Annotated in this window: 16 protein-coding genes; 5 read left to right on the forward strand and 11 right to left on the reverse strand. The window is 59.2% G+C overall.

From position 1 onward, the window contains the following. Positions 1-270 precede the first annotated feature (270 nt). The 3 genes from I2F59_RS02460 to I2F59_RS02470 form a co-directional block, all read right to left on the reverse strand. Positions 271-1,311, reverse strand: a complete 1,041-nt coding sequence (locus I2F59_RS02460; RefSeq protein ID WP_006235665.1) for a Gfo/Idh/MocA family protein — start codon at positions 1,309-1,311, stop codon at positions 271-273. A gap of 69 nt (positions 1,312-1,380) precedes the next feature. After that, complete coding sequence (locus I2F59_RS02465) at positions 1,381-2,637, reverse strand: MFS transporter (protein ID WP_055310145.1); 1,257 nt, start codon at positions 2,635-2,637, stop codon at positions 1,381-1,383. Between the two features lie 66 nt (positions 2,638-2,703). Beyond that, positions 2,704-3,585, reverse strand: a complete 882-nt coding sequence (locus I2F59_RS02470; RefSeq protein WP_195503131.1) for an SDR family NAD(P)-dependent oxidoreductase — start codon at positions 3,583-3,585, stop codon at positions 2,704-2,706. Between the two features lie 233 nt (positions 3,586-3,818). Between I2F59_RS02470 and I2F59_RS02475 the strand changes: the two genes are divergently transcribed. Both I2F59_RS02475 and I2F59_RS02480 read left to right on the forward strand, forming a co-directional pair. Beyond that, positions 3,819-4,697 carry a LysR family transcriptional regulator gene (locus I2F59_RS02475; protein ID WP_271755813.1) on the forward strand — a complete coding sequence of 293 codons (879 nt, stop codon included), beginning with the start codon at positions 3,819-3,821 and terminating at the stop codon, positions 4,695-4,697. A 292-nt stretch (positions 4,698-4,989) separates the two neighbouring features. After that, a complete protein-coding gene (locus I2F59_RS02480; protein ID WP_195503133.1) occupies positions 4,990-5,943 on the forward strand; it encodes a hypothetical protein in 954 nt (317 codons plus the stop codon). Positions 5,944-6,010: 67 nt separating this feature from the next. On the opposite strand, the gene I2F59_RS10055 is transcribed toward I2F59_RS02480, so the two are convergent. From I2F59_RS10055 to I2F59_RS02505, 5 genes are all read right to left on the reverse strand, one after another. After that, positions 6,011-6,520 carry a type II toxin-antitoxin system RelE/ParE family toxin gene (locus tag I2F59_RS10055; protein ID WP_411161345.1) on the reverse strand — a complete coding sequence of 170 codons (510 nt, stop codon included), beginning with the start codon at positions 6,518-6,520 and terminating at the stop codon, positions 6,011-6,013. Further along, positions 6,450-6,713 carry a type II toxin-antitoxin system Phd/YefM family antitoxin gene (locus tag I2F59_RS02490; protein WP_117773873.1) on the reverse strand — a complete coding sequence of 88 codons (264 nt, stop codon included), beginning with the start codon at positions 6,711-6,713 and terminating at the stop codon, positions 6,450-6,452. The genes I2F59_RS10055 and I2F59_RS02490 overlap by 71 nt, the downstream gene beginning before the upstream one ends. Before the next feature lie 206 nt (positions 6,714-6,919). After that, positions 6,920-8,839 (reverse strand): ABC transporter ATP-binding protein, encoded by a 1,920-nt coding sequence (locus I2F59_RS02495; RefSeq protein ID WP_195503135.1) that lies wholly within the window; start codon positions 8,837-8,839, stop codon positions 6,920-6,922. Continuing rightward, the gene (locus I2F59_RS02500) at positions 8,832-10,646 is read right to left on the reverse strand and encodes an ABC transporter ATP-binding protein (protein WP_195503136.1); all 1,815 of its coding nucleotides are present in this window, start codon (positions 10,644-10,646) and stop codon (positions 8,832-8,834) included. Before I2F59_RS02500 ends, I2F59_RS02495 begins: the two co-directional genes overlap by 8 nt. Next, on the reverse strand, positions 10,639-11,145 hold the full coding sequence (locus I2F59_RS02505) for a MarR family winged helix-turn-helix transcriptional regulator (protein WP_195503137.1): 507 nt from the start codon (positions 11,143-11,145) through the stop codon (positions 10,639-10,641). The genes I2F59_RS02500 and I2F59_RS02505 overlap by 8 nt, the downstream gene beginning before the upstream one ends. A gap of 447 nt (positions 11,146-11,592) precedes the next feature. On the opposite strand from I2F59_RS02505, the gene I2F59_RS02510 reads away from it, so the two are divergent. From I2F59_RS02510 to I2F59_RS02520, 3 genes are all read left to right on the forward strand, one after another. Beyond that, the gene (locus I2F59_RS02510; protein ID WP_195503138.1) at positions 11,593-12,417 is read left to right on the forward strand and encodes a PfkB family carbohydrate kinase; all 825 of its coding nucleotides are present in this window, start codon (positions 11,593-11,595) and stop codon (positions 12,415-12,417) included. Continuing rightward, complete coding sequence (locus I2F59_RS02515) at positions 12,410-12,739, forward strand: TIGR04076 family protein (RefSeq protein WP_229065292.1); 330 nt, start codon at positions 12,410-12,412, stop codon at positions 12,737-12,739. Before I2F59_RS02510 ends, I2F59_RS02515 begins: the two co-directional genes overlap by 8 nt. A gap of 183 nt (positions 12,740-12,922) precedes the next feature. Further along, the gene (locus tag I2F59_RS02520) at positions 12,923-14,284 is read left to right on the forward strand and encodes an ATP-binding protein (protein WP_195503139.1); all 1,362 of its coding nucleotides are present in this window, start codon (positions 12,923-12,925) and stop codon (positions 14,282-14,284) included. Between the two features lie 148 nt (positions 14,285-14,432). On the opposite strand, the gene I2F59_RS02525 is transcribed toward I2F59_RS02520, so the two are convergent. The 3 genes from I2F59_RS02525 to I2F59_RS02535 all read right to left on the reverse strand — a co-directional run bounded on the left by I2F59_RS02525 (position 14,433) and on the right by I2F59_RS02535 (position 17,744). Next, positions 14,433-14,882 carry a low molecular weight protein-tyrosine-phosphatase gene (locus I2F59_RS02525; RefSeq protein WP_055286304.1) on the reverse strand — a complete coding sequence of 150 codons (450 nt, stop codon included), beginning with the start codon at positions 14,880-14,882 and terminating at the stop codon, positions 14,433-14,435. 33 nt (positions 14,883-14,915) lie between these two features. After that, complete coding sequence (locus I2F59_RS02530; RefSeq protein WP_195503140.1) at positions 14,916-16,286, reverse strand: ATP-binding protein; 1,371 nt, start codon at positions 16,284-16,286, stop codon at positions 14,916-14,918. 195 nt (positions 16,287-16,481) lie between these two features. Then, positions 16,482-17,744, reverse strand: coding sequence for an MFS transporter (locus tag I2F59_RS02535; protein ID WP_253276050.1), 1,263 nt, complete (start codon positions 17,742-17,744; stop codon positions 16,482-16,484). Between the last annotated feature and the right edge of the window lie 7 nt (positions 17,745-17,751).

Raw genomic sequence — 17,751 nt, forward strand, 5'->3', positions numbered from 1 at the left:
CCGAAAATACGCAAGCCGTCTACCTGCGGTTTTTACTTCGCGAAATTTGGCACGGTTGAGGGCGATCGGTTAAACGTAGTAGATAGGCGCATTTCGTGGCGAACGAATCAGGCCGAGGTGCAAAATGGCCCCTCGCCCCAGAAAAATCGTCGGAAAGGTAGCAAAATGCCCCGCGGGCAGGAGGCTGCTCGCGGGGCAAAGAAGAGGGGCTTGTTGGTGGCGGACCGAAGGGTTCGGCATGGGGCTTCTGCCGCGGTCTGCCCTAAAGCATTACAGCTCGACGAGCTGGCCGGTCTCGGCGGCCTCCTTGATGGCGTTGAGAAGCGTGAGCGTCTTGACGTTGTCGGCGGGGGTCACGACGGGCTCGACCTCGCGGCGAACGACCTTCACAAAGTGCTTGAGCTGCATCTTGTGCGGCAGCGCCGGGTCGACAGCCGGAATCTCCATCTGCAGCGGCTTGTGCCAGTTAGAGGCGCCGTCGTAGGAGAACTGGTGCAGGCGGGGCAGCGAAAGGGCACCCTTGGTGCCGCCGATAAAGTAGGCGTCGGCGTCGAAGGGGCGGTACTGCGGATCCTCGCGAGCGGTGGCCTCCCAGTTCCAGGGGCTGGCGGTGGCGTCGGAGATGGTCATGCTTGCGAGCGCGCCATCGGCAAAACGGACGTTGACCACGGCGGAGTCCTCGGTCTCAAAACCGCGGGCGGCGCTGGACTGCATACCCTGGACGGCAACGGGCTCGCCCAGCAGGTAGCGGAGCAGGTCGACGTCGTGCACCAGGTTGACCAGGATCGGGCCGGCACCCTTCTTGCGGCGCCACTCGACATCGAAGTACTCGTCATTCTTATAGATCATGTAGTGGAAGCTCGACACGGTGAGCTTGCCCAGCTCACCGGACTCGATGATCTCCTTGGCCTTGTTGACGAAGGGGTTGTGGCGACGGTGCTGACCCACGAGCACGGGCACGCCGGCGGTCTCGGCCTCGGCGGCGAAGGCCTGGGCATCCTCGAGATCGTTGGAGATCGGCTTTTCGACCAGCGGCACGATATTGCGCTTCACGGCCTCGCGAGCAACGCCCAGGTGCAGGTCGTTGGGCGTGGCGATGATGACGGCCTCGGGCTTGACCTCGTCCATCATCTGGGCGGGATCGGTGTAAAACGGCACGCCGGCGGCCTCGGCCGTGGCGCGGGCGCCCTCAAAGGCGTCGGCGATGGCGACGAGCTCGGCCTCGGGCTCCTCGGTGACAAAGCGGATGTGGTTGCGGCCCATGGCGCCGGCGCCGATAACGGCAATGCGGACGGGGTTGAGCTCAGACATTTCGACTCCTTAATACTGGTGACCGGTGAAATGCGACAAAGGGGCTGTCCCTTTGTCGCATCGGTAAAACTAGGCGGACTTCTTCTTGCTGTCGGAGACCATCATGTAGACGGTGAGCACGACGGCGATGGCGGCGATCACAATAGCGCCGTAGAAGGACTGCTGGTAGGCGGCGCTGCCGGCCTCGGCGTGATACAGCACGGCGGTGATGGGCTGGCTGATCCAGGTGGAAGCGGCATAGCCCAAAAACATGATGCCGTAGTTGACGCCGATGTTGCTGGTGCCAAAGGCGCCACCGGTGAGCGGCGGGTAGATGACGAGCAGGGCGCCAAAGCTAAAGCCGAGCAGGGCGAGCGCCACAAAGAACATGCCCTGCGTAAAGCTCATCGACATGATGACGAGTGCGACGATGGTGACGACAAGGCTGATGAGCAGCGACTTATAGGCGCCGAGCTTGTCGATGATCTGGCCAAAGGACAGACGTCCAACCAGGTTGGCGCAGGTGTTGACGGAGACCACCACGCCGCCGAGGGCGACGGCCGCAGCGCTCGTGGGGTCGGCGAAGAGCTGGACGGCAGCGATGGAGGCAACCTTGCCCACGAGCAGGGTGCCCGCGGTGGCGGCGAAGGCGAAGGTGACGATGAGGACCCAGAAGCGCGGGGTCTTGACCATCTCGCCCGGGGTGAGGTCGCCGAAGGTGCCGGCGTGTGCGCCGCCCTTGGGGGCCTCGAAGCCCTCGGGCAGCCAACCGGCCTCGGGGGCCTTCAGGAACAGGGCGGAGGCGGCGATCATCACAAAGAAGATGACGCCGAGCGCCTTAAGGGCGCCAAAGATGCCCAGGCTCGGGATGAGCAGCGAGGCGAGCACCGGGGACAGCACGGCAGGACCGGCGGTCGAAGCGGCGAGCGTAATGCCGGAGGCGAGGCCCTTCTTGTCGATGAACCACTTTTGGCCGGTGGTGAGCGCCGGGTTGTAGCCCAGGCCGTTGCCGACAGCGGCGACGAGCGAGAACCACAGGTAGAACTGCCACGGCTCGGTGACGGTGCCGGACATGAACCAGCCCAGGCCGTAGCACACGGCGGCGGCGATTACGACGTTGCGCGGGCCGATCTTATCGGAGATGCGGCCGGCGAAGATGCCCGTCACGGCCATGATGGTCTGAAAGACCGGGAAGGCCCAGGTGAGAGCGCTGGACCACTCGGGGTAGACGGCGAGCAGGTTCTTGCTCACGACGGAATACAGCGCGATGGAGCTGATGAAGAACATGGTGACGCACGCGGCGGAAAGCACGACGGCGCGACCCTTGTTGGAGTTGGTGGAAGCCATTGGACTCTTTCTAATCGATACGGGGGAGGAGCGGTCGTGTCCGCGGGGCCTCCCTGTCAGGTTGGTTTACTGGTCAGCCGGCTTGGCGACGCCGGACTCATCGGACCAGAGCTCGACACCCTTGTTCTTGAGGTAGTTGTCGGCATAGGCGCGACGGCCGCCGGGCTTGGCGGTGAGGTCACCCATCATGTTGGAGAAGCCGCCGTCGACCTTGATGGCGTCGCCGGTGGTAAAGTCCGAGCGCTTGGACGCCAGGAACATGACGGCGTTGGCGATATCGCTGACCTCGCCGATGCGACGCGTGGCGATTAGGCGGCTGCGGCTCTTCTCGACCTCGGGGTCGGCGTAGAAATTGGCCGACATCGGGGTCTTGACGAAGCAGGGCTCGACGCAGTTGGAGCGCACGCCGTAGGGGCCCCACTCGGCGGCGAGCATCTTGGACATCATGTTGACGCCGGCCTTGGTAGAGCTGTACACGCCCGAGAACGTCTCGGGGGAGTGGCTGGCGACGGTCGAGATGTGCACCAGGCGGCCCTGGCCGGCCTTGATCATCTCGCGACCAAAGCGCTGCGAGGTGATGAAGTAGCCGGTGAGGTTGACGTTGAGCACCTGCTCCCAGTCGCTCAGCGGCAGGTCTTCCATGGCTGCGAAACGCAGGATACCGGCGGTGTTGACGAGGACGTCGACGCGACCGAAGTCGGCGATGGTGGCGTCGACGGCGGCCTGAACCTCGGCCTCGTCGGTGGCGTTCATCTTGTAACCCTCGGCGTGGATGCCAAACTCGGCAGCGAGGTCGGCGGCAGCGGCCTTGACCTTCTCCTCGTCCAGGTCGAGCAGGATGACGTTGGCGCCATTGCGGGCGAACTCGCGGCAGATCTCGGCGCCCATACCGCCGAGCGCGCCGGTCACGGCGCAGACATCGCCCTCGAGCTTAAGCCAATTGCTCATAGGAACTTCCCTTCTTGTGCCTTCCGGTGGGTCGCTCCCATTAACCGACCCACGTGGTATTCGCTGGTTACTGTATGCTTTGCATTTGCGCAGGTGAATTGCATATTTGTTAGAATAGCGTTAACCGTAGGTTTACACTGTGCGATGCAGTTTATGTTCAATTGAGCGCGTGACCTGCGAAAACAACCCCCTGTGGCGCTATGTGGCCACGGGCGCGAAAACGGGAGATTGACGTGTACGATCGACGACTTGAGGCCATATCGGCCGCCGCGGAGCTGGGAAGCTTCTCGCGTGCGGCGGCAAAATTGCGCGTGTCGACTCCGGCGCTCGTCAAGCAGGTGTCGGGTTTCGAGGCCGAGTTCGGCATCACGCTGTTCGAACGCTCGCACTCGGGCGTCAAGGTGACGCCGGCCGGCGCGCTGCTGGTGGATGACGCGCGCTCGATCATGCGGCAGTCCGAGGATGCGTTGCGCCGCGCCCGACGCGCAGCGGGCGATGGCGGTGCCGTACGCCTGGGCGTGTCGATGATGTGTCCGGGGCGCCAAACGTTGTCGATGTGGTCGGGCATTCACGATCTGGAACCGTCGCTGCGATTTGAGATCGTGCCGGTAAGCGACCTCTACGATGAGCGCGAGACCGTCATGCGCAGCTTGGGCCGCGAGGTCGATGTGGTGCAGTCGAGTTTTTCTACCCCACGCTGGGGTGATGCCTGCCAAAGGCTCCGCATTGTCAACGTGCCGTTTTATATCGACCTGCCGCGCACAAGCCCGCTGGCGCGCAAGACGCGCATCACAGTTGCCGACTTAGAGGGCATGCGCCTGCGCGTGCTCCGTCACGGCAACGACGCTATGGACAGTCTGCGTATCGATCTGTTGGCCGACGGCGGCGTAGACGTGATCGACGTGGACAGCTTTGACTTTGCGCTCTTTAATGAGGCGGAGGAAAAGGGCGACGCGGTGCTCACCTGCGGAGCGTGGTCGGGGGTGCACCCTGCCTTTGTGGGCGTGCCGTTCCTGTGCGGTCGCGAGGTGCCGGTCTTTTTGCACTATCCGCTCGAGCCCACCCTCCAAGTCCAAAAATTCGTCAACGCCATGGCCCAACTCCTCAACTAGCTCATTTGGGACGGGGCTTTTTTAACTACTCTCGCTGTCCTAGAAAAATCTCAGCAAACAAATGGGGCCCCAGCCTCCGGTGGGAGCTACTCCAGCTCTACACCGGAGCGTTTGAGCTGGAGTAGCTCCCACCGGAGGACCCCCCGTCAAAACACGACAGCTTTTTCTAATGACATGAAAGATGCCGCTCGGGACATATAAGATGCCGCTCGGTAAACTCACCGCAGAGCACGGTTGTCTTTTCGGGGGGGGGATACCATTTCTTCTACACGTACGTAGAAAAGGAGTGTCTATGCAGTGCTATTCAAGACGGCAGATCGTTAAACATATGGGATTGGCTGCAGGATGTTTGCTGCTATCCCCCTTGAGTGGCTGCTCAACAAACGACAGGCCAATCGATTCCGCGGATAACACTGCATCAGATAAGGAGCAGTTCGATTGGCTTGAAGCGACGGGGACGTATACGCCCTCCGACGCTTTCAAACAAAAGGGGCTTTGGTTCACTTTTGGTAATGACTATGCAGACGGACGTGAGAGCGTTGCTAAAGACACATCGATAACGGCAATCTTTGAATTTTACGGAGACGGAACGGTTACATGTTGGAATGTATACGACGAAACGGGCTCTTCGGTGATTCGATTTAGGGACCTTGAAGGTCTTTCGGATAAAGAAGTTCTCTCGATGGCTAAAGAGCATTGGCCCATATCGCAGGACGAATTTGAAAGCAAAAAGCAAAATGTGATCGATGAGCTCTCTTCTAGTTACGAGGACCTAAAGGCCGAGGCAGCGGATAATCCTGACTTGAATGTTGAAAATGCCTACTTCTCGCGTTTTTTTGAAGACCTTAAATCTATGTCGTTGCCAAAGGAACCAGAGGGTAAATCCTATTCGCTTGAGGTTCAAACAGACGACACAGGCAACAACACGGAATATGAGAAAGTATGCTTGCCGACATGTGGATATCCTGGGGTGCTTAGCCTTAGCGGGGGAGGTGCCGCAGCATGGGGCAGAAAGGAGCTCTGGTATTCACTCCTTAGAGCCGATGACGATACTAAGTACGAATCCATATCTAACTCGTACCTCAGCTGCTACGTCAATCGAGAGGTTAATCTCATCGAAAGCGACACCAGCGATGATGTATACAGCTCAACTTATCAAGGATTTGGCGGAATAGTTACCCGAACAGGTGGCTCAGCATCTTTTGTTCTTGATGAGCCAACTTCCGATGAAGTCGAAGCTGACTGATTATAGGCATTTCCTCTTTGCTCAAGCAGCTCCAGGGTTTCACGTTAGAACTAATATTTAATCTACGTCAATTAGTGCTCATTGCCACACAGGCAATGAGCACTTTGATTTCCAAAGACTTTGCATGACAAAGGGGCGTTCCTTTGCTGCGTTCACTGTTGACGGCTACACTCAGAGAGCGTCCCAAATTAGCTATCATTTTATTTGGCAAGCAATATCTGCAGGTAATCGCGCTTTCTGTGGAGGACGCGGTCGATATAGACCTTCTGGTGATAGCGGTAAACGTGAGATAATTGTCACAGATCACGAACCGGTAATCGGAGCGTAGGGGATGGATCGATGAAAGTGGCGTGCCCGACTCCGGGAAGCTGGAGAGCAGGTCTATCCGAGCGAGGATGCCCTCTACGATTCTCTCCGCTGCTGCGGGATTGTCCTTTTCGACGGCAATATAGTCCCAGATGTCGTCGAGATCTTGCAGAGCCAGCGGAGAGTAGACGACCGCGCAGCTATGCATGGCTTGCGGCCTTGCGGCGGAAGTGCTCGGCGACGTTGTCCGACGAGACCCATCCGCTCTCATCACCCGAGCTGCGCCCGCGCTCAAGCTCCGACATCAGCGTGCTGATGGCGCAAAACCGGTCGTAATCTTTCATGTCGAGCACAGCGTAGCAACCGTGCCCATTTTTGGTCAGAAACACCGGGGAGCCCTCGTGGACATCGGAGAGCACCTCGTTGTAATTGCGCAAATCGGAAACAGGTTTAATGGCAGGCATGTAAGGCTCCAATCGATGTACGGGAACTTACGATAAATTATACGAACAATATACAGCACCTGCCAGCCAAAATACCCCCACACAAAACGAGCCCCTGGCCAATCGGCCAGGGGCTCACAATCTTTTATTCCGCTCTAAGTGACGGGCTGATTGTGCGCAGGAGGGTGCCCCGCCACCCTCGGGGCGCCCTCCGTCAGTAACCGGTCCTACTCGAGCTCAAACGCACCCGTGTACAGCTGGTAGTAATACCCGCGCTTGGCGATCAGCTCGTCGTGATTGCCGCGCTCGATGATGCGGCCGTGGTCCAGACAGATGATCGCGTCGGAGTTGCGCACGGTGGACAAGCGGTGCGCGATGACAAATGTCGTGCGGCCTTCCATGAGCTTGTCCATGCCGGCCTGCACGATAGCCTCGGTGCGGGTGTCGATGGAGCTCGTGGCCTCGTCCAGAATCATTGCTGGCGGATCGGCGACGGCAGCGCGTGCGATCGAAATCAGCTGGCGCTGGCCCTGCGACAGCTGTGCGCCGTTGCCGGTGAGCATGGTGTCGTAGCCGTCGGGCAGGCGGGTGATAAAGTCGTCCGCGCCCGCGAGCTTTGCCGCCGCGATGCACTCCTCGTCGGTGGCATCCAGGTTGCCGTAGCGGATGTTATCCATCACGGTGCCGGTGAACAGGTTCACGTCCTGTAGCACGACGCCCAGCGAGCGGCGCAGATCGGCCTTGCGGATCTTGTTGACGTTGATGCCGTCGTAGCGGATCTTGCCGTCGGCGATGTCATAGAAGCGGTTGATGAGGTTGGTGATGGTCGTCTTGCCGGCACCGGTGGCGCCGACAAACGCGACCTTCTGGCCCGGCTTGGCAAACACAGACACGCCGTGCAGCACCTCGTGGTCGGGCGTGTAGCCAAAGTCGACGTTGTCCATGACCAGGTCGCCGCGCAGCGGCACGTACTCAATCTCGCCGGTTGCGCGGTGCGGATGTTTCCATGCCCACATGCCGGTGTGGTGGTCGGCCTCCTCGAGCTGCCAGGTATCGGGGTTCACCTGCGCGTTGACGAGCGTCACATAGCCTTCGTCGGCCTCGGGCTCCTCGTCGATGAGTTCAAAGATACGGTCGGCGCCGGCGAGGCCCATGACCACGGCGTTGATCTGCTGCGAGATCTGACCGATCTGTCCGCAGAACTGCTTGGTCATGTTGAGGAACGGCACCACGACGGCGATGGACAGCGCCATGCCCGAGATGCTCAGGTTGGGCACGCCCAGCGCCAGCAAAATGCCGCCTGCCAGTGCGACCAGCACGTAGAGCAGGTTGCCCAGGTTCATAAGGATAGGCATGAGGATGTTGGCGTACATGTTGGCCTTCTGCGAGACCTCGAAGAGCTTTTCGTTGCGCTCGTCAAAATCGGCCTCGGCGGCAGACTCGTGGCAGAATGCCTTGACGACCTTCTGGCCGTTCATGACTTCCTCGATGTGGCCCTCGACCACGCCGAGCTCGGTCTGCTGCGCAATAAAGAAACGCGCGGAGTTGGAGCCGAGCAGCTTGGTCATAAAGGTCATAAAGGCGACGCCTGCCACAATGACCAGGCACATCCAAACGCTGTAGTACAGCATGATAAAGAACACCGTGACGATGACGATGGTCGTCATGAGCAGGTTGGGCAGCGACTGGCTGATCATCTGGCGCAGCGTGTCGATGTCGTTGGTGTAGTGGCTCATGATGTCGCCGCGCTGGTGCGTGTCGAAGTAGCGAATCGGCAGGTCCTGCATGCGGTTGAACATCTTCTCGCGCAGCTTCTCGAGCGAGCCCTGCGTGACGATGGCCATGGCGCGGTTCCAGAACAGTGAGGACAGGATGCCGACGCCGTAGATGCAGGCGAGGGTGGTCACGAGCTGTGCGATTTTGGGCTGTGCGGCTTCCCAATCGCCCGACTGCCACGATTCGCTAATAATCTGCAGGGCGCTCTGAAGGAAGGTCGCGCCGATGGAGTTGATGATGGCGCAGAGCACCACGCCGACGACGACGAGGGGCAAAAGCACGGGGTAGAAGCCAAAGAGCGTCTTGATGAGGCGCGACATGGTGCCGCCCTTGCGGTTGAGCGCGCGCTCGGCGGTCGTTGCCTTACTCATGTGCCTCGCCTCCTTCCTGGGTCTGGGCTTGCGTTACGGTCGTATCGGTGTTGGCCTCGACGGCCCCTTCGCCCTCGGCAGACATCTTGTTCTGCGAGGTAAAGGTTTCGCGGTAGATCTCGCTCGTCTTGAGCAGCTCGTCGTGGTTACCGATTTGAGCGATACGGCCGCCCTCCATGACGATGATGCGATCGGCGTCCTGCACGGAGCTGATGCGCTGGGCGATGATGAGCTTGGTCGTGTTGGGCAGATAGCTTGCCAGCCCTGCGCGAATCTTGGCGTCGGTCTTGGTGTCGACGGCGCTGGTGGAGTCGTCCAGGATCAAGATCTTGGGGCGACGCAGCAGGGCACGCGCAATGCACAGGCGCTGCTTCTGACCGCCCGAGACATTGGAGCCGCCCTGTTCAATCCAGGTGTCATAGCCCTTGGGGAAGCCGTCGACAAACTCGTCGGCACAGGCCAGGTGCGCTGCCTCGCGGACCTCTTCGTCAGTGGCATTCGGGTCTCCCCAACGCAGGTTCTCGGCGATGGTGCCGCTAAACAGCACGTTTTTCTGCAATACCATGGCCACTTGGTGGCGCAACGCGTCCAGGTCGTAGTCGCGCACGTCCATGCCGCCCACGCGCACGGTGCCTTCGGTGGCGTCATACAGGCGGGCAATGAGGTTTACGAGCGTGGACTTGGCCGAGCCAGTGCCGCCGATGATGCCGATGGTCTCGCCGCTCGTAATGTGCAGGTCGATGTCGTCGAGCGCCTGGCGTTTCGCATGCGCGGAATACTTAAAGCTCACGTGGTCAAAGTCGATGGAGCCGTCGGCAACCTCGAGCACGGGCTCGGCGGGATCAGCAATCGTGGGCTCGGCGGCAAGCACCTCGGTAATGCGGTGTGCCGATTCGTCGGCCATGGTCACCATGACAAAGATCATCGACAGCTGCATCAGGCTCATAAGGATCTGAAAGCCATAGGTAAAGATCGAGGAGAGCTGGCCCACGTCGAACAGCGTGCCCTGGCTTGTGATGATGAGCTTGGAGCCCAGGTAGATGATGACGACAAATGCGCCGTTGACGCAGATGTTCATCATGGGGTTGTTAAAGGCGAGCAGCTTCTCGGCGCGGGTGAAGTCCATCTGGACGTCGCGTGCGGCGGTCGCGAACTTCTCTTTCTCAAAGTCTTCGCGCACGTAGCTCTTAACCACGCGCATGCCGGTGACGTTTTCCTCGACGGACTCGTTAAGGGCGTCGTACTTGTGGAACACGCGCGAGAAGATGGGGCGTACCTTAAAGATGATAAAGAACAGTCCAAAGCCCAGCAGCGGAATGATGACCAGGTAGACCATGGCGACGCTGCCGCCCATGATAAATGCCATGGTAAAGGCGAAGATCAAGACCAGCGGCGCGCGCACGGCGATACGGATGATCATCATAAAGGCCTGCTGCACGTTGTTGATATCGGTAGTCAGGCGCGTGACGAGCGAGGAGCTCGAGAACTCATCGATGTTGGCAAAGCTGAACGTTTGGATCTTGTAGAACAGGTCGTGACGCAGGTTCTTAGCGAAGCCGCAACTCGCATGGCTGCAGGTGACGCCGGCAGCGGCACCAAAAGCAAGCGACGTCAGCGCGATGAGCACCAAAAAGCCCGCGGTGGGAAGCATCTCGGCTACGGTGGCGCCGTCTTTGATGGCGTCGATCAGGTTGGCGGTGATAAATGGAATCAGCATCTCGCAGAGCACCTCGCCAAGCACGAGCAATGGCGTGGCAACAGTGACTTTCATATAGTCGCGGATGCTGCCCATGAGGGTTTTAATCATCCAGTTCCTCCCAGGTTTTGCGGATTTTCTCGAGCATTTCGGCGAGCTGCTCGCGCTCGTCGTGAGTGAGGGCACTAAAGGCGCGCTCTCTAAAGCGGATGCGGGCCGCCTGCTCAACGCGGGCCTTTTCCCATCCTGCTTCGGTCAGGCGGATGGTGAGCTGCCGACGGTCTTTGGGATTGCGGTTGCGCTCGATGAGGCCGCCCATTTCGAGCTTGGACAGAATCTCGGAAAGGGACCCCGGCTTGAGGTCGAAGTGCATGCCAAGTTCCTGTTGGGACAGCTCGCCGGTAGGCTGCTTGGCGAGCAGGCAAACGATGGGCGCCTTGCCAGATATGCCGCCGCCGTGAAAATGCATGTAATGGCCGCAAAAGCCCAGACCGCTCAGGATGCGCTTGGCGAGTTTGTCTTCGGCGTTGACCGCTTCGGGTATGTCTACCGGTTGCGACGGGTCACCGCCGGGCTCGTGCGAACAAAGGTTAAGAGGTTCATCGCACATGAATTAGTGTTGCTCCTTTCTTTAGTTAGGTAGTGGAATTGTTTTGTGCCTAACCAATCTAGGAGCATGAGAAATGAATGTCAAGGTACCAAACTTATTAAGTTACGGCGTTTTGCCAAACGCCGTAACCGCTCGACGCTGCAAACGTTCCTAAGCGGCAATCTGGCGTTCAATCGTCGGGCATGGCCACAAGGCCTATGCCCTCCTCTTTCACGCCACCTTGCTCGCTTAGGAACGCTTTCGCTGTCCGTCCTCAACCTGTGATTCCGCCACGGTCCGTTTCGGTGCATGCAATCCCTTGGGGACGGAGGAAAAGGGATCATTTTCCGTAACCTTTCCGCAACAATTTGCCCTTCGTACCGCTCGCCTTCGCTCGCAACGCCCCCTGCGCTACACTTAGTCGCACTATGGCGCCGTCGCGCCGCGCCCGACCCAAGGGGGACACTCATGAAGAACACACAGCTGCTGCTGATCAACGATATGTGCGGTTACGGCAAGGTCGCGCTTTCTGCCATGCTGCCGGTGCTGTCGCACATGGGCTATCGCATCCACAACCTGCCGACGGCGCTGGTGTCCGATACGCTCAACTACCCCAAGTTCTACATCCACGACACCACGGAGTATGTCCGCCAAAGCCTCGCTATCTGGGAGGAGCTCGGCTTTGAGTTCGACGCCATCTCGACCGGCTTTATCGTGACCGAGGAAGAGACACGCATCATCTCGGACTTTTGCCACCGCCGTGCGCAAAAGGGCACCAAGGTGTTCGTTGACCCCATCATGGGCGACAACGGCAAGCTCTATGCGGGCGTGCCCGAGTCCACGATTGGCCTTATGCGGCACCTGCTGGAGTGCGCAGACTACGCGGTGCCCAACTATACCGAGGCGTGCCTGCTTGCCGATAGGCCTATCGCCGAGCAAATCACGCCCGATGAGGCCCGCGCCCTTGTGGACGCCGTGCGCGAGCTGGGTGCCAAGTCGGTGGTCATTACGAGCGCCGTGGTCAATGGCACGAACGCGGTTATCGGTTACGACCATGTGGCGGGGGAGTACTTCACGATTCCCTTTGAGCTCATTCCGGTGTATTTCCCGGGTACGGGCGACACGTTTTCGGCGGTGCTTGTCGGCCGCGTTATGGCCGGTTGGAGCCTGCAGCGCGCGACGGGCGATGCCATGCGCGTGGTGGCGGAGCTTATCGAGCGCAATGCCGACCAAGAGGACAAGTCGGCCGGCCTTCCCATCGAGGCCTGCCTGGATGTGGTTGACCATGAGTAACGCCGACGAGAGCAGCACCGAGGCGGCGGGCGAGAACAAGCCGCTCGGTGCCCCGCGCGGCAGGCGCCCACGTATTCGCATTAGCTGCGTGGACCAGCTGGGCACATGCCGCTGCCACCACGGGCACAAGCCGGGTGACGTCTTCGACTTCGACCGCGACCGCGGCAAGATGTGCGCTATGGCCTGCCATGTGGGCTTTCCCTATATCGATATCCTGCGCTATGGCGGAACCGTGCCTGGCAACGAGCTTGGTACGGCAAAGTTCTGCTGCCCCGAGGTCGATACGCTGAACGTCTGGCTTGCCGAGATCGTTGACGAGTAGTCGAGCGCAATGTGGCAAAGGGACAGCCCCTTTGTCACATTCGCCGGGGCTGCCCCTTCTTTTTGCTTATAATCCTAAATCTCTGCATTTCATCCGATTTTAGGTTCTAAAAATCCTACATTTCATCGATAATTAAGCGCATAAAACTTTGCATTTCATTTGATGACACTGAGGGGAGAGCCTATGCTGCGCAGGAAAATAGCGGCAGAGCTGGAGCGTTGGCTGAAGTCTGCCGAGCAAAAGGCCTTATTCATCACGGGTTCTCGCCAGATCGGCAAAAGCTATTCGATTCGCGCATTTGGCAAAGCCAGCCATGCAACCTACATCGAGCTTAACCTCATGGAAAATCGCCAGGCAAAAGATGCTCTTCTCGAGGCGCGGGATGCCGATGATTTCATCAGCAGGGTGACGCTTCTTTCGGGAAAGTCGATTGCACCAGGCAAAACGCTCGTGTTTATCGATGAGGTCCAAGAGGCCCCCGACATCATGACGATGGCAAAGTTCCTTGTTGAGGACGGGAGGTGCCGCTGGGCGTTTTCGGGGTCAATGCTCGGGACCCAGTTCAAGGGCGTCAGGTCCTATCCCGTGGGGTATGTCCACGAGCTTAGGATGTTCCCGCTCGATTTTGAGGAGTTTTGCTGGGCAACCGGGGTGAGCGAGGGGGCTCGCCAAACGATACGTGACGCGTGTATCAGCGAGAGGCCCATTCCTGATTACATTCATGACGCGATGATGGCAAACTTCAGGACCTATACCGTTGTCGGCGGAATGCCGGAGGTCGTGCAGCGTTTCCTTGACACGCAGGGCGACCTTGCCTCTGTTCGTCAGCTACAGTCAGAGCTCAACGAACAGTACCGGCGGGATATCTCCAAGTATGCAAGCGGGCGAGCCCTGCAGGTGCAGAGCATCTACGATCAGCTCCCTATTATGCTCGAGGGCGAACACAAGCGTTTCGTGCTCAATTCCATTGACCCCAAGGCGCATTATGAGAAGTACCAGCGAGATTTTGTCTGGCTTGTCGATGCCGGCGTTGCTCTCAAAGCCGATATCGTAACCGAGCCAAAGTCGCCCCTGCTCAAGACGGCACGGCCATCGCAGTTCAAGCTATACCAATCGGATACGGGCATGTTGATGGCGCGCTACCCCGTTGGAGTCGCCCAAGCGGCGTATCTTGATAGCAAGGAGCCCAATCTGGGCGGCATTTACGAAAACGTGGTGGCCCAGCAGCTGGCTGCCCAAAATCGCCAGCTTTACTACTATCAGACAAAAAAGCGCGGTGAAGTGGACTTTGTGGTCGACGGACCGGATGGGACGGCTGTTCCGATCGAGGTTAAATCGGGCTCCTATTACCACGCGCACGCTGCGCTCGGTCATGTGCTTGATACGGTTGAATATGGCGTAAGGCTCGGGATTGTTTTCTCGAGAGGCAACGTTGAGCGCAACGGAGCGGTTCTCTATTTGCCGCTATATGCGACCTGGGCCCTTTCGGATGTTTTGGGCGACTCCTGTGCCGAGGGGATAAAGCTGGAGGTCAAGCCGGTCTAGGGCCAGTCCCGGATGTGACAAAGGGGCAGTCCCTTTGTCACATTCATGAGCGTTGATTTTCTCCCGTATAGAGCGCACTTGAACGCTCAAAGTGGGAGAAAATCTACGCTCGATTTATGCCGTGGGCGCGGTTCGTGCGCCCACGAACCTACAGCTGCTCGAGCATAGCGGTGCAACCGGCGAGCACATCGCGGTAGGTGGCATCGAAATTGCCGGTGTACCAGGGGTCGGCCACGTCGCCGGGACACTCGGTCCAATCGAGCAAGCGCGTAATCTTTCCGTCGGGGCCTGCGTCGCCAAAGATGCGACGCAGGCCCCGCGCGTTCTCAGCATCCATATAGACAATGTGATCCCAGTCGCCATACTCCGCGCGACGCACCTGGCGGGCACGGTGCGCAACGACGGGAATCCCGACTTCGCGCAGCTTGGCGACCGTGCCATGATGCGGCGGGTTGCCGATCTCCTCAGTTGAGGTCGCAGCGGAGTCAATGACAAACTCGCCCGCGCGCCCGGCGCGCCGCACCAGCTCGGTAAACACGGACTCAGCCATCGTCGAGCGACAGATATTTCCATAGCAGATAAAAAGAATGCGTTGCATGAGCGGCTTCCTTTCTAGGCGGTCGCGCAGGGCTTACAGACTGCTCTTGAGGCAGTTTGCTCCAATAAAGCCCGCTGCGTACAAGGGGAGGTGGCGCAGCTCGCGCCCGTCATCGGTTTCGCTGCGGGAAAAATTGTTCTCGGACAAAATGTAGGCATATGGCGATCGGGCTTTGTCCATAAACGACCCGAGGGTTCTCGCGCGCACGTTACGTGCGGACTTTACTTCGACGGGCACAATTTCCATACGGTCGGTCTGAAGTAAAAAATCGAGCTCGCCGGTCGTCTTCCAAGACGACGGCGGCACCCAGTAATACGTCTGCAAGCTATTGCCCGAAAATGCTTGCATGACCGAGTTTTCCGCCAGGGCGCCTCGGAAGTCGGAAGATAGCGCTATGGCGGAATCCTCTTTGAGGTCGAGCCAGAGCCGCGGGTTGATGCCGAGTTTGTAGAACATGAGGCCGGTATCGAGAAGATAGACCTTAAAGAAACTTCCATCTTCGTCGTCGAAGGGAACGAGGGGAGGCTCGATGCCTTCGGTCAGGTTGTTGACCGATATGATGCCGGCGCCTTCGAGCCAGTCGAGCGGCTCGATAAGCTTGGCGCGACGGCCTCCGCGTTCGACCTCGGAGTACTTGAATTTTTTTGTGGACGATCTCAGCAGCTGGGACGGAATGGAGCGCCAGACCTTGCGCGCCGCCACGCCGCTGATCCCGTTTTCGGGGTCGGTCATATCGGCGGTATAGGTCTCGTCGATTTCGCGCTGCTCGACGCGCGCATCCTCGATGGATAACGTCTTGCGATATGCGTTGACGGCGGCGGGCATGCCGCCCACGATCTGGTATCGATGAAACAGGCTGAGCGCGGCTTGGTGCGCGGCGTAGGTCTCGAGCGTGCCGGCGTGGGTACGAATGGCATTGGACATCTGCTCCTCGTCGAGCGCCCAGAGAAACTCCTCGAACGACATAGGATGCATGGTCTCTTGACGAACGCCGCTGGGAAAAGGCAACTTGCGCTTGCGCGTGGCGACGCCGAGCTGACTGCCGGTCGCGCATATGCGCCAGCCCGAACCCGAAAAAAAGCGAAGCGAGTTGAGCGCCCGTTCGCAGAGCTGCACCTCGTCAAACAGGATGAAGGCGGTTTCTTTGCGAATGGGGGTGCGTTTATAGTCTGAGATTCGCGCCACGATGGCGTTAACGTCGTCGGTGGGACAGTCGAACAGCGGAGCGATCAGCTCAAGATCGGTCTGAAAGTCGAGTTTGACAAACGCATCGCCGGCGATTCGTCTGCCGATTTCCTCGGCAACGTACGTTTTGCCTACGCGTCGCGCACCACGGATGAGGAGGGGGCGCGACGCGTCCTTTGTCGCCCATGATTCGATAACGGATTCGATTGATCTGCGCATGGGGCCGCCTTTCCAATTTCGTGTACTTCAGATACATAGTTTAGTACGATTTCATGTACTTGGAATACACGAAATAGTAGAAAAGTGTGTATCTGAAGTACACGAAATTGCACTGCTGGAGCTTGCAGGCGGATAAACACTACTCGTATGGGACGGTTTTCACCGGTTGCTCGCCACCTTGGGCTATGTTCGCCCCTATGCCTGCATCCGGGGCTGTGCAGATTGACGACGGCGCTCCCAGCGAGCCAACTTAATCGTCACCAGCGTGAGCGCCCAGGCCACAAGCGAGAACGCGGCGCCCACTGCACCCACGTACGCAATGCCAATGCTGCTTACCACGGCGCCGCCCACTGCGGTGCCAAACGAGATGCCGACGTTAAACGCCATGGGCTCAACCGAACTTGCGAGTACCATCGACTTGGGATGGCGGCTGCGTGCCACGTCCATAAAGTGCGTGATGCATGAGACCGAGAACAGGTACATGAGCATCGCCAGGCTAAAGACAAAGACCAGCGCGAGCGGCATGGCGGCGCCCACGGCAAACAGCCCGAGCAGTGCCGCCGCCTGCAGCACAAACGTAACCAGCAGCGCCTTCATGCCAAAACGCGCATCGATCCATCCGCCCAGGATGTTCGAGATCAGGCAGAACACGCCATAGGCCATAAGTGTGGTGCTCGCCTGAACGGTATCCATGCCCAGCATCTGCTCCAGATAAGGCGTCACGTAGCCGTAGAATACGTAGACCGAGCCCACGCCAAACAAGAAGATGAGCATGCCGGTGATGATACTCGGCTCGCGTAGTAGCCCCGCCTGCTCGCGGAAGGTGGCGGGCTCATCGGTCTGCCCGGCGCGAGGCATAAACGCCACGAGCGCGCTACAGATCAAAACGGCAAAGGTCAGCGTGCCGTACATGGCCACGTGCCAATCGAGTGTGTCGGCCACAAACTTGCCAATCGAGGTCACAAAGACCATCGCCACGGAAAACGCGCCGTACACGACCGAGATGGCAAGTGAGGTTTGCTGCGGGGATAGCAGCTCAGGGATGTACGTCACGCCCACGGCGAGCAGCGCACCCGAGACAGAGCCCAGGACAATGCGTGAGATAAACAGCACCTGGAAGTTGGGAGCCAACGCCATGACCAGGTTGCCGAGCACAAAGACGACGCTATAGCACACGAGCAGCTGGTAGCGGCGAAAACGCCCCGTGCTGAGCGCAAGCACCGGCGTGGCGATAGCGTAGACGAGCGCAAACACGCTGATGAGCTGGCCCGCAGTGGCAAGTGATATGCCGAGTTCCGTTGCCAAGTCGCTTTCGATGCCGATGACCACGAACTCGGAGCAGCCGAGCGAGAATCCCAACAGCACGAGCAGCGCCAGGCAGAGCTTGGTGCGCGCGGGGGAGAGCGCGGCGGCGGTTGGCTTACTTTTAGGCGTGGTTGCGGCGGTCAAGGTTGTCACTCCAATG

The sequence above is a fragment of the Collinsella aerofaciens genome (assembly GCF_015556945.1).
Taxonomy (GTDB): Bacteria; Actinomycetota; Coriobacteriia; order Coriobacteriales; family Coriobacteriaceae; genus Collinsella; species Collinsella aerofaciens_AO.